The organism is Scytonema hankhaensis NUACC26 (genome assembly GCF_045865695.1).
Classification (GTDB): domain Bacteria; phylum Cyanobacteriota; class Cyanobacteriia; order Cyanobacteriales; family Nostocaceae; genus Scytonema.
The window spans coordinates 1-13,235 of the sequence record NZ_BAACAP010000207.1; the positions used below are offsets into that span (position 1 = coordinate 1).

Sequence of the window (13,235 nt, forward strand, 5' to 3'; positions counted from 1 at the left end):
TTCAAACTATTGCTTTATCTTGGTTCGGTTGTGGAAGCGTTGTTCTCGCTCGCTTCTCACTTTATCTAGATTAACAATCCGTTTTGGGTTTGTCAACCTTTTTCTCAAACTTTTTTTAAAAAAGTAGGGAAATTCGCTCAAACGTATGTACAGTAGTCGTTTTAGACATTCCACAGATCTTTGGTTTTCAAACACATATATATAGTATTATGTTTCTTGGTTCGGTTTGCCAGCTTTACTGTTAAGCTGAAACTATAACTTATGGGATAGCTCAAATTTTTCATTAAAGTTTTGGGCATGACGCCCTGTCACTTTATTGCAGGGTGCTGATGTAGACTCTAGCAGCGATGAGAATTTGCAGTGCTTCTATTTGTTGCAAATTCAATTATCGGGCAATATAGTCAATTACACACCAAGTTTTTAAAGGCAACCTCTCTTCTGTCATTATAGGATCGCCTATAGAAAAACGAATATATCTTGTTTGAGTTTACAAAAATCAACTATATATCTGAGTGTTTTTTACGTATATAGCAATCCTATCTGATTTATGAAAATTTGCAGCATCCAGAACCCAGGTTTCTCAAAGAAGTCGGTATTCTATCTGTTTACAAATGATTTAGGATTGCTATATACATTATAATTATAATGAAAATTGTATTTTATGTTAGTAAATTATCGGCAATTGGACAAAAAAGAAACTGTTATGAAAGATGATAGACACTACCGTCTTATATCCAAATATTAATTGAGAACTAATTTTGTTAGTCTTTTTAAAGATTTTTTTACGTATAACTAAGTATAGAAAATAGATATTTTACTATAAAAAATAAGAAAAATTAAGTATTTGTTTTGGTTAGTTAATTAAGGCTTTGTTAATAATGAAGTTTTACAACTAGAAGATCTTGGTTGAGATATTGGAGGTAAAATTGTAGGTGTAGATGCAGTCAAAACAATTTCTCCTTGAGGATTAATTACCCATCCCGTAGCTTCCACAATAGATTTTGAAAGCACATCGTTCTGGTGGCTAAGTGTAGTTGGAGTGGAAGAAACTTGGGTATTGGGAACAAGTGCAATCCAATGTGCGATCGCAGCCTCATCATTAAGTAGTTCGTAAGGATTAGACGGTACACCACCACGTCCAGTCATCACAAATCTGCTTTCTTCTTGAGCCGTAATATCTTGACAGCTTTGACTCAACCTTGCTCGAACAATCTCGGTTGGTAAATTGATGCGTGCTAAATTGGGTTCTATGCCAAGTAGATCGATTTGAACAGTACCATCTAATCCAACATCTGAACTTGCATTGATATCGCTTAGAGATGTGAGTAATGGTCTATTTTCAAATCCATAAATTCCAGAGCTCACAATTGTAATTCTACCACCGTTTCCTTTTTGGGCGTTGGCAATGATGTTACTATCTTCATGCAGGAAACCAATAATAAAACCATTGGGAATATCGATAGTAATATTACCTCCATTCCCATTATTACCAGCATCAGCAGATATTTGACTTTGACGCCGCATTAAAATAGAGTCTTGCACTTGCAACTTAATATTTCCACCTTCACCAGATGCAGTCGCTGCTCGTAATTTCCCTCCATTATCTAAAAATATTGAGCGAGACTGAATTTCTAAATTACCTGCATCTTTTTGACCGCTACTAACGCTTAATTGTGCGCCATCTCGAACAATTAACTGTCCAGTTCTTATATTAATAGTCCCACTTTTTCCAGTAGACGTTTCGGAAGTACTAGCATATATACCACTCGCACCGCCAACAGTACCAAGTCTAATCTCTGCCTCTGTTTTACTCTTATACTTAATTGCTGTTTGGTTAAAGATTTCATCAAAATTAGGATTGCTACCTGAGATGTCTATACGATCGCTAGCACTCATAGTAATATTACCTGCATTCCCACTTCTAGAAGCACTTGTGAGAAGTTTTCCACCCCCAGTTAATTCAATCCTCTTCGCATTTACAGCGATCGTACCACCTTTAAAATTCCCTTGACTTTCTGCTCTTAAACTTGCTCCATCTACTACCCGTAAAGTTCCATTTGGAACATCAATGCTAATATTACCCGCTTGACCTCTTGCATTTCGCTCAGCACTTGTTAGCAAAGTACTATAAAGTGCTGTTCCCGAACGATTGTTCTCAGAAAACAACTTAGGAACTCTGCCAGAAATCTCCACTAAATCTGTAGCATCAACTTGAATTATACCAGCATTACCACCCAAAGCATTTCTTGTCGTTACTTCCGATCCAGCAGTGACAAAAATAGATTTTCCAGATAGGTAAATCTTACCCGCATTACCTCTAGCAGTAAGAAAATTATGTGATGCTCCAATGTTAGCAGAAATCAAGCTATTCTCAACACGCACAAAATCAGATGATTTGAGTGTAATATTACCAGAATCACCTCTAATAAAACTAGTAGCAACGAGGGAGCTATTGTTTCTTAAAGATATAGCTCGATCGCCTTGTAGTAAGATTTCTCCCGCATTTCCGTTAAAGCTACTAGTGACAATAAAAGCATTATCTAAAGAAATAGAACCGGCTTTAATAAATACACTTCCACTTCCGCCTTGACCTCTTCCATTTGTATAAGTGGAAATGATTTTATTTTGAGGATTGTCACCTCGCCCAATTAGAGCGATCGCTCCATCAGCTTCCAAATAAATATTACCACTATGTCCTCTTCCAGAAACAAAAATTCCATCATTGCTAGTATCTATCGCTGCTTTATCTTCAGATATATACCGACCATTTTTGTCTTGAAGAATGTAAGACGGATTGTCGAGTGAAATTTCAACAGCCTTAACACTAATATTGCCAGCATTTCCTTGACCCAAAGTACGAGTCCGAATTTGTCCGCCGTTGACATTCACTTTCCTCGCACTAATCTTGATGTTACCAGCATTACCAGTTGCTTCAGGCTCTACTTCATTTTTTATTTGACTATTTTGATTTATTGTCAAGCTTCCACCAGCATTCAATTTAATATCTCGTGAAGTTAAGCTCGTTGCACTCAATTTCGATCTAATACCTGTAGAAATAAGACTCCCCCCAAAAATATCTATATCTTCAGCATTAATTGTCACACCCCCTTGACCTTTACCAGTGACTTCAACTTTTGCTCTATTAACAAGTGATACATCCGATTTCTGTATATTCTCTGAAAAGTTCAAATTCAAATTATTAGCACTACCTAAAAGCTCTACTGTTCCTGCATCAGCTAATCCACCAAGTTCTATTTGACCATCCAATACCCAGATATTAGCAGCATTTAAGCTAATATCTCCCCCCAAAAGTACCAAACTCTTGCCTTCTCCAACTGATAGAGATGCTCCATTCACTTGAATTCCAGGGATTGCTCGATTGGAAATTTGGTTAAACAAGAAGGCATTAGGATTAACATTTAACAATTGGGATGGCAGAGGCTCAGTTGGTTTAGTACTGAAAATCTCTCCATTACCCAAACGCATACCGTTAGCAGTCGTTCCGACAAATGAACCCATCACGTCCAAACGAGCTGTGGAACCGAAAACAATACCATTAGGATTCATAAAAAATAGATTGGCATTACCTCCTGTAACGCCAAGGGTTCCCAAAATTTGAGAGGGGTTTACCCCAGTGACGCGAGTTAAAATATTCTCCACACCAGAAGGAAGAATAAAGTAAGCCCCTCTTCCTACATCAACATTAAATTCCTGAAAGCTGTGGAGAAGGTTAGTTCCTTTGACGATTCCACCTGAGATTTCTTCGCTAGGAACTCCTTTTATCTCAACATTAGGAGTCACTGTAGAGTTTGAGATGCCCAACGAGTTATCTGGAACGATATGACTTTGAGCTAGTGCGAGACTTTCAGTGAGAGCGAACGTACTCGAGACGACTAACCCATTCGCGAGTGCTACATAAGGGTTGCGCCAATACGACTTACGTAAGGTCAACATTACGCTCCTCCTAACTTAACTGTGTGAAAAAATTGTATACCTGCTAAACATTATTTTTTAGCGCCACCCCCTTAAGAACGATCTTTGGGTAATAAATTTTAAATTTTTTCCTCTCAATGCCGAACTCACAACCATATGAGATGACGCTGGCTTGATAAAAGATTACACTGTGGAATATGTTATGTTCTGTTTGTTTGCTTGTAGCAACACTTACATACATTTAGTTCCATTGATAAACATTGCTAAAGTCAAATTCTATAACAAAAGTCAGTTATGTCAGTTCATCAACGTGGTTGCGGTGCTACCGCCGATCTAATTATTGGTGTTGCAGATCGCGAAAGTCATGCTATGCAGCGAAATGGTGCAGTGGTAGGTGCTCTTGCCAAACGCAAAGGAACAATTTCTACTTTCCTCGCGCCCTTAACTCAGGATACTTTTAAGCAGGTTGTTTCCGAAGTCGAACAAAAGCTACGCATTGTCAATCAAACCCTGTCTATGCTTGACTCTCAGGGATTTGAAACAATCTTGCAAGAAATGCTACATTCAATCACCCTAAAAACCGGGGAGTTACTGGGTGCCGATCGCACGACAATTTTTTTACTCGACGAGGAAAAACAAGAATTGTGGTCTATTTTGGCAGAGACAGAGGGCAATCGCTCCTTAGAAATTCGCATCCCAGCCGATAAGGGAATCGCTGGTGAAGTTGCCACCTACAAAAAAGTTGTTAACATTCCTTTTGATTTTTACGACGATCCCCGTTCGGTATTTGCCCAAGAACAGGAAACAAGAACGGGGTACCGCACCTACACAATGCTAGCGTTGCCACTCGTGAACGAGGAAGGAGAATTGGTTGCAGTTGTACAATTGTTAAATAAATTAAGATTTCCCAACGCCCCAGATGCGCCTTTGTCAGAACGTATTGATATAAAAGGTTTTACAGAAGCCGATCGACAGTTATTTCAAGAATTTGCCCCTTCCATTAGGCTAATTTTAGAATCTTCTCGTTCCTTTTACATAGCAACTCAAAAACAAAGAGCTACAGCTGCTCTCATGAAAGCAGTAAAATCTCTCAGTCAAAGCAGCCTTGACTTAGAGGATACACTTAAACGGGTGATGGCAGAGGCAAAAGAACTCATGAATGCCGATCGCAGTACTCTCTGGTTAGTCGATCGCGAAGCAGGACAATTATGGACAAAAATCACCCAAGATGATGGTTCTGCTAAAGAATTACGAGTACCTATTGGCAAAGGTTTTGCGGGTATAGTTGCTGCAACTGGCAAAACACTCAATATTCCATTCGATCTATATAACAATCCAGACTCAGAGACAGCCAAACAAATAGACCAACAGAATGGCTATCGTACCTGTAGCTTACTTTGTATGCCAGTCTTTAATGCAGATGGAGATTTGATTGGCGTCACTCAGCTCGTTAATAAAAAGAAACCAGGAGATTTTCCTCCCTACAACCATGCTAATTGGCCAAACCCTCCTGAGTGTTTCCAAGCAAGCTTCGATCGCAATGACGAAGAGTTTATGGAAGCTTTTAACATTCAAGCAGGAGTCGCACTGCAAAATGCCCAATTATTTGCCACAGTTAAACAGCAAGAACAACTACAGCGAGACATCCTCCGCAATCTTTCTAATGGAGTTATTTCTACTGATAAAGCGGGTCAAATTATTATTGCAAATGAAAGTGCTAAGCGTTTACTTGGTTTAAACCCAGAAGAACGTTTGGAAGGTAAACCCGTTAGTGAAGTTGTCAGTATTAAAGAAGGTGATTTTCGCAAGTGGTGTCAAGCTGCTTTAAACACAGCAGATCTGAAATACCGCGAACAATACTATCCAGATCGAACTCTAGTAACTCATACTGAAGATCAAAACAGTATCAATTTGTCAATTAACACAATTGCCGATGCTAGCGACGCTCAACAAGTACGAGGAGCGTTAGTGGTGATGGATGATATCAGTGATGAAAAACGGCTTAAAAGTACTATGTACCGCTACATGACTCAAGAACTAGCGGAAGAATTACTAAAATTAGATGATGCAAAATTGGGAGGCGATCGCAAAGAAGTTTCCATCTTATTTTCTGATATTCGAGGCTATACCACCCTCACAGAAAATCTAGAAGCCGAAGAAGTGGTTAGCATGCTCAACGAATATTTTGAATCAATGGTAGAGGCAGTTTTTCAGTACAAAGGCACGCTAGATAAATATATTGGTGATGCCATAATGGCTGTATATGGTTCTCCATTGCCCTTACATGAACACGCTTGGATGGCAGTGCAGTCTTCAATAGAAATGCGCCATCGGTTGCAAGAATTTAATGCTCGCCGTCGTTCTATTCACAAACCAACCATAAATATTGGCATTGGTATCAACTCCGATATCGTGATTAGCGGTAATATTGGTTCGAGCAAACGGATGGAATTTACTGCGATCGGTGATGGCGTTAACCTCGGTTCTCGATTGGAAAGTGTTAGTAAGCAGTACGGATGCGACATCATCATCAGTGATAATACTTATAAACCTTGTAAAGAGCAACTGTGGGCGCGAGAACTAGATTACATTCGCGTTAAAGGCAGAAATGAGCCAGTTGCTATCTATGAGCTTGTTGGTTTGCGTTCCGATCCGATTTGCGATGGAAAACTACAGGTTATTGAGTACTATCACCAAGGTCGTCACTATTATATCAATCGTGACTTCGAGCGTGCTAGAACAGAATTTGCTAAAGTCTTAGAGATTGACAGCAAAGACCAAGCAGCACGGTTGCACATACAACGCTGTCAGCATTGGCTGCAAAATCCACCATCTGATAGCAATTGGGATGAGGGTGTGTGGACTTTTAAGGAAAAGTAAGACTTATCGATTTTGGATTTTGGATTGAGAACACTTTGTACTAATTTGGATTAAGTAAAGCTTCACCTGAAGTTAATCTCATTTGAGGTCTTGTCTCATTTTTTTTTAATTTAGTACAGATATTATGTTGTCATGGTGCAATCTATGAAATATTTCTTAATTATGTTGAACAAAAAATCTGGTAAACTTATCTAAACCCTGCATTAGACATTTGAGAAAAAACATTGTGAAGGCACTTTCATAATAGTGCGTCTTTACGAAAGTAGTGTGTAACAACCAATAAATTGTTGGCGATATTGATTAAATTAGTTCTGCTCTGATTCGAGTCAACGTTAGAGTCATAGGAACAAACAATGAAACTAGAAGGCAAGGTTGCGCTGGTCACAGGTAGCAGTCAGGGGATTGGACAGGCGATCGCTATTCGTCTGGCACAGGAAGGAGCAAGTATTGTCATCAACTATCGATCGCACCCGGAAGGGGCAGAAGAAACCTTGTCAAAGGTAAAGGCTGCAGGTGGAAAGTGCCAAACAGTTGATGGATTTACAATTCAGGCAGACACTGGAATAGTCTCTGACGTGCAACGCATGATTGCAGATAGCGTTTCTCACTTTGGTCAGCTAGATATTTTGGTGAACAATGCAGGCATCGAAAAGAACGCTGACTTTTGGAATGTGACAGAAGCAGATTATGATGCCGTAATGAACGTAAATCTCAAAGGAGTTTTCTTTGCTATCCAAGCATTTGTAAAACATCATATTGAAACAAAGCAACCAGGCAAGGTTATCAACATTAGTTCCGTACATGAAGAATTGCCCTTTCCTCACTTTGCAGCTTACTGTGCTAGCAAAGGGGGCTTGAAGATGCTGACTCGTAATTTGGCAGTTGAATTAGCTCCTTATGGCATCACAATTAATAATGTTGCGCCAGGGGCAATTGAAACTCCTATAAATACCAAACTCTTAAACGATCCAGAAAAGTTAGGATCGCTTCTCAAAAATATCCCATTGGGAAGATTAGGACAACCAGGAGATGTTGCTTCTCTTGTGGCATTTTTGGCTTCTTCCGAGTCAAATTATGTAACGGGTACAACATTTTTTGTTGATGGTGGATTGCTCTGGAATTATCAGGAGCAATAGAGGTTAGTAGCTCATAAGAGTTTTCTCATTTCTCGTTCTCTGGTTCTACCAAGGAATGCACGACTAGAGGCTCCGCCTTGCGGGTAGATGGAACACTCTTAGGCAGAGCCTCTAAAGAAGGCATTCCCAGGCTCTGCGTGGGAACGAGGTGGGGTCTGGTAGAAGAGAGAAAAGCTTGTGGGAAGGTTGTGTAAATTTCTTAAGGAGAAGTTCAACCCATGACTTCGGAAGAAAGCAGATTACAACAGGATCGAGAACGTACAGCTTATTGGAAACGTTGGGGACCTTATCTCAGCGAAAGGCAGTGGGGTACGGTACGAGAAGATTACAGTCGTGATGGAACGGCTTGGGATTATTTTCCCCACGAACACGCTCGATCGCGTATTTATCGTTGGGGTGAAGATGGCATTGCTGGAATTTCTGATAGTCGTCAGCGTTTGTGTTTTGCGATCGCTTTTTGGAATGGTAACGATCCAATTTTGAAGGAGCGTTTATTCGGACTTACGGGAACAGAAGGTAACCATGGCGAGGATGTGAAAGAGTATTATTTTTATCTCGATAATACTCCTACCCATTCCTACATGAAATGCTTGTACAAGTACCCCCAACAAGCATTTCCATACACGCAATTGGTGGCAGAAAATCGATGTAGAAACAAATTTGAACAGGAATTTGAGCTACTCGATACTGGTGTTTTTACTGAGAATCGCTATTTTGATGTCTTTGTGGAGTATGCAAAAGCATCACCAGAAGATATTTTGATTCAGATTGCGATCGCCAATCGAGGCTCGGAAACTCACACTCTTCACCTACTGCCAACACTTTGGTTTCGCAATCTCTGGGCTTGGAACCCGAATTTGGAGCAACCCTTCATCAAAGTCGTTCAGTCAGACCCCAACTTTAGTTTAATTGAAGCCGAGCACTCGACTTTAGGAACTCGTTGGCTGTATTGCGAAGCAGGAGCAGAACTCCTTTTTACTGATAACGAAACAAACTACGAACGATTATTTGGTGTTAGCAATAGCTCGCCTTACGTTAAGGATGGCATTAATGAGTATGTAGTCAACGGGCAAACAGCAGCTGTCAATCCAAATCGCATCGGCACAAAGTTTGCCTCCCACTACACGTTATCTATTCCTGCAGGTGAAACTAAAGTAGTGCGCTTGCGGTTGAGTAATGTGCAAACACTGAGCGCTCCCCTTGGTGCTGAGTTTGATACGATTTTCAAGACTCGTATTGCTGAAGCTGACGAGTTTTATCAGCGTATCAATCCTTGGACAATATCAGAAGACGAGCGAAACATTCAGCGACAAGCATTTGCTGGATTGTTATGGAGCAAGCAGTACTATAACTATGTGATACATGACTGGCTTAATGGCGATCCCAAACAGCCACCACCTCCACCGGAAAGGAAACTAGGACGCAATCACGAGTGGATTTCTCTGTTTAGTGAAGATATTCTCTCAATGCCAGATAAGTGGGAATATCCTTGGTTTGCTGCTTGGGATTTGGCATTTCACCTGATTCCCTTGGCTGCGATCGATCCAGATTTTGCTAAGCTGCAATTGGATCGTCTGACACGGGAATGGTATATGCAACCCAACGGGCAATTGCCTGCTTATGAATGGGCTTTTAGCGATGTCAATCCACCCGTACAAGCATGGGCAGCTTTGCGAATTTATCACATCGAGCAGAAGTTTTACGATCGAGGCGATCGCTCTTTTTTAGAACGTGTTTTTCACAAACTGTTGCTTAACTTTAATTGGTGGGTGAATCGCAAGGATGCAGAAGGTAACAACGTCTTTCAAGGTGGATTTTTAGGGCTAGACAATATCGGGGTATTCGATCGCAGTAAAGAACTACCCACGGGCGGTCACCTAAATCAGGCAGATGGCACGAGTTGGATGGGTATGTACTGTTTGAATATGCTCGCGATTGCTCTAGAACTCGCTAAGGACGATATGGTGTACGAAGATATTGCTAGTAAATTCTTCGAGCATTTTCTCTACATCGCTGATGCCATTGATGGGATTGGCAATGCCGAGATTTCATTATGGGATGAGGAAGATGGTTTTTACTACGATGCACTACGGTTGCCTGATAATAAGCAGTTTCCTTTAAAAGTGCGTTCTATGGTAGGATTAATCCCCCTATATGCCGTTGCAGTTTTACAATTGGAAACTTTACAACAGTTCCCTGGTTTCAAACGACGCATGGAATGGTTTATTCGCAACCGTCCCGATCTCAAACAGAATATTGCCTGTATGGAAACACCAGGGGTGGGAGCGAGAAGGCTGTTAGCGATCGCTTATCGAAGCAAGCTAGAACGCATACTGCAAAGGATGTTGGACGAGAATGAGTTCTTGAGTTCCTATGGAATTCGCGCATTATCAAAGTATCATCTCAAACATCCTTATACATTGCATCAAGGCGAGCATGATTATTGTGTCCGCTACGAACCTGCTGAATCTACCACAAGTTTATTTGGTGGTAATTCTAATTGGCGCGGTCCCATTTGGTTTCCAGTCAACTACTTGATTCTTGAAGCACTTTTGAAGTTTTATGAGTACTTTGGAGACTCTTTTAAAGTGGAATGTCCCACGGGTTCTGGGCAATATATGACCCTTCAAGAAGTTGCGATCGCACTATCCAATCGTTTAATTGCTATCTTTCAGAAGGATACAACAGGTCACCGTCCGGTGTACGGCGCTCTTGAAAAATTCCAATCCGATCCCTATTGGCGCGATTATATTTTATTTCATGAATACTTCCATGGAGATAACGGTGCGGGGATTGGGGCTAATCATCAAACAGGTTGGACGGGGCTAGTTGCTAGCATGATTCTCCAAAATTCCGAATACCGGATGCAGGAGGAGAAAGGTGGAAACGTTTAAAAAACATTTGCCAGAATACTTAATGGAAGCAGCAGAACTAGGAATATTTATGATTTCTGCTGGGGTGTTTACCTGCATATTTGAATATCCTGGTTCTCCCATTCATCAAGCAATTTACAATGGAGATTTGCGCCGATTTTTTATAGGCATAGCTATGGGATTAACAGCAATTGCCCTCATTTATTCTCCTTGGGGTAAGCAATCTGGCGCACATATGAATCCTGCTGTTACCCTTACTTTTTACCGATTAGGGAAAGTGAAACAACAGGATGTTATTTTCTACATTCTGTTTCAATGTTTGGGTGGCTTACTTGGTGTATACTTAGTAGCATTATTGTTAGGTAAAGTCTTCACACAACCACCTATCAACTATGTCGTGACGGTGCCGGGAACGCTGGGTTGGGTTGCAGCTTTATTGGGCGAACTAGTCATTGCATTTATCATGATGATGACTGTTTTGCTAACGAGTAACAATCAAAAACTCAATCGTTTTACAGGTTTATTTTCCGGATGTTTGGTAATGCTTTACGTCTTTCTTGAAGCTCCTTTGTCCGGCTTTGGCATGAACCCCGCCCGTACCTTCGCCTCTGCTTTTCCATCTCAAATTTGGACGGCATTTTGGTTGTATGTTATTGCCCCACCTGTTGGGATGTTGCTGGGATCAACATTGTATCAATATCTCTTTGGAAAGCGAGCAGTTAAGTGCGCTAAATTGCATCACGACAATCACAAACGCTGTATTTTTCGCTGTGATTATAACCGTAATGGCAATATCGATTTGAGCGATTCCCTTCCTATTTCAGGAAAAAACTTATGACAACAAACACCCATTATGATGTCATCATCATTGGTACTGGGGCTGGTGGTGGGACTTTAGCATATCATCTTGCTCCTAGTGGAAAAAAGATTTTAATCTTGGAACGAGGTACGTTTTTGCCTAGGGAGAAAGAAAACTGGAGTGCATTAGAAGTTTATCAGCGAGAGCGATACCATACCCAAGAACAATGGTATGACGTAAACAACAAACCCTTCCGTCCCGCAATGAATTATTGGGTTGGTGGAAATACAAAAGTTTATGGTGCAGCCTTGTTACGATTGCGGGAACGCGATTTTGAGCGGGTAGAACACAAGGATGGTATCTCACCAGAATGGCCGTTGAAATATCATGACTTTGAACCGTATTATACTCAGGCAGAGCAGCTTTACGATGTTCGAGGTCAAGCAGGTGTAGATCCTACGGAGCCTTCCAGAAGTTTACCTTATTCTTATTCTCCTGTACATCACGAACCTCGAATGCAGGAACTAGTGGATTGTTTGAAGGGGGCTGGGTTGCATCCGTTTCATTTGCCATTAGGATTGAAGTTGAATGAAGTTGATAAAAGTCTGGGAGACTGTATTCGTTGCAATACCTGTGATGGCTTTCCTTGTTTGACTCGTGGCAAAGCTGATGCTGATGTGAATTGCATTCAACCCATTCGCCCTTACGCAAACATCACTTTACTAACGGAAGCTAAAGTCACTCGCCTACATACGAGTCCTTCTGGTCGGGAAGTCACGCAAGTGGAAGCCCAAATTAATGGAGAGCTTCAATTTTTTACAGGCGATATTGTTGTGGTCTCTTGCGGTGCTATTAACTCAGCTGCATTGTTATTGCGATCGCGCAATGACCAACATCCCAATGGATTGGCAAACAGTTCCGACCAAGTAGGTCGCAACCTGATGAAGCACATCTGTATGGCGATGGTACAACTGAATTTAAAAATTAATCCGTCTGTTTATCAAAAGACGATAGCCATTAGCGATTTTTATTGGGGCGAACCTGACTTTCCCTACCCCATGGGATTGATACAAAATACTGGGAACGTATTAGCAGATATGTTACCCGCCGAAGTTCCAGCATTGCTAGCCCCACTTTTAAAAATGCGACCGGGAGCAGAACTGAAAACGGTTGCCGATCGCACTGTTGGGTGGTGGTTGCAAACTGAAGATTTACCCGATCCTGAGAATCGCGTGCGGGTGCAAGGCGATCGTCTTTACTTAAACTACAAACCCAATAACCTTGAAGCAAGCGATCGGCTAGCCAAACGTTGGGTAGGAATTCTCAAGAAGGGCGATCGAGCAGAACACCTAGTTCCCTTCAGTCTTTATCCTCGCAACATGATGCCTCTACAGTCCGTTGGTCATCAAAATGGGACTTGTCGATTTGGAGAAGATCCAACAACTTCCGTACTGGATCTTAATTGTCGTACCCATGACGTTGATAATCTTTATGTTGTTGATGGGAGTTTCTTTCCATCTAGTTCTGGAGTCAATCCCACACTGACTATTATTGCCAATTCATTAAGAGTAGGCGACCTCTTGTTACAACAATTGAAGTGATATCTCTGGTCAG

Annotated in this window: 6 protein-coding genes; 5 read left to right on the plus strand and 1 reads right to left on the minus strand. The window is 41.1% G+C overall.

Features of this window, described 5'->3' with window-relative positions; translation table 11 throughout:
* Window positions 1–861 precede the first annotated feature (861 nt).
* Window positions 862–3,954 carry a two-partner secretion domain-containing protein gene (locus ACKTT2_RS25205; RefSeq protein ID WP_407891683.1) on the minus strand — a complete coding sequence of 1,031 codons (3,093 nt, stop codon included), beginning with the start codon at window positions 3,952–3,954 and terminating at the stop codon, window positions 862–864.
* A gap of 273 nt (window positions 3,955–4,227) precedes the next feature.
* Between ACKTT2_RS25205 and ACKTT2_RS25210 the strand changes: the two genes are divergently transcribed.
* From ACKTT2_RS25210 to ACKTT2_RS25230, 5 genes are all read left to right on the plus strand, one after another.
* Window positions 4,228–6,813: a GAF domain-containing protein gene (locus tag ACKTT2_RS25210; RefSeq protein WP_407891685.1), complete on the plus strand. Its 2,586-nt coding sequence runs from the start codon at window positions 4,228–4,230 to the stop codon at window positions 6,811–6,813.
* A gap of 353 nt (window positions 6,814–7,166) precedes the next feature.
* Window positions 7,167–7,949 carry a glucose 1-dehydrogenase gene (locus tag ACKTT2_RS25215; protein WP_407891687.1) on the plus strand — a complete coding sequence of 261 codons (783 nt, stop codon included), beginning with the start codon at window positions 7,167–7,169 and terminating at the stop codon, window positions 7,947–7,949.
* 218 nt (window positions 7,950–8,167) lie between these two features.
* The gene (locus ACKTT2_RS25220; RefSeq protein WP_407891689.1) at window positions 8,168–10,843 is read left to right on the plus strand and encodes an MGH1-like glycoside hydrolase domain-containing protein; all 2,676 of its coding nucleotides are present in this window, start codon (window positions 8,168–8,170) and stop codon (window positions 10,841–10,843) included.
* Complete coding sequence (locus ACKTT2_RS25225) at window positions 10,830–11,660, plus strand: MIP/aquaporin family protein (RefSeq protein WP_407891691.1); 831 nt, start codon at window positions 10,830–10,832, stop codon at window positions 11,658–11,660. The genes ACKTT2_RS25220 and ACKTT2_RS25225 overlap by 14 nt, the downstream gene beginning before the upstream one ends.
* Entirely contained in the window at window positions 11,657–13,222 is a 1,566-nt protein-coding gene (locus ACKTT2_RS25230) for a GMC oxidoreductase (RefSeq protein WP_407891693.1), read from the plus strand. The genes ACKTT2_RS25225 and ACKTT2_RS25230 overlap by 4 nt, the downstream gene beginning before the upstream one ends.
* Window positions 13,223–13,235 lie beyond the last annotated feature (13 nt).

Bases quoted from the DNA above. Each gene is read 5' to 3' on its own strand.
- ACKTT2_RS25205 (WP_407891683.1), bottom strand. From the start codon at position 3,954: ATGTTGACCTTACGTAAGTCGTATTGGCGCAACCCTTATGTAGCACTC.
- ACKTT2_RS25210 (WP_407891685.1), top strand. From the start codon at position 4,228: ATGTCAGTTCATCAACGTGGTTGCGGTGCTACCGCCGATCTAATTATT.
- ACKTT2_RS25215 (WP_407891687.1), top strand. From the start codon at position 7,167: ATGAAACTAGAAGGCAAGGTTGCGCTGGTCACAGGTAGCAGTCAGGGG.
- ACKTT2_RS25220 (WP_407891689.1), top strand. From the start codon at position 8,168: ATGACTTCGGAAGAAAGCAGATTACAACAGGATCGAGAACGTACAGCT.
- ACKTT2_RS25230 (WP_407891693.1), top strand. From the start codon at position 11,657: ATGACAACAAACACCCATTATGATGTCATCATCATTGGTACTGGGGCT.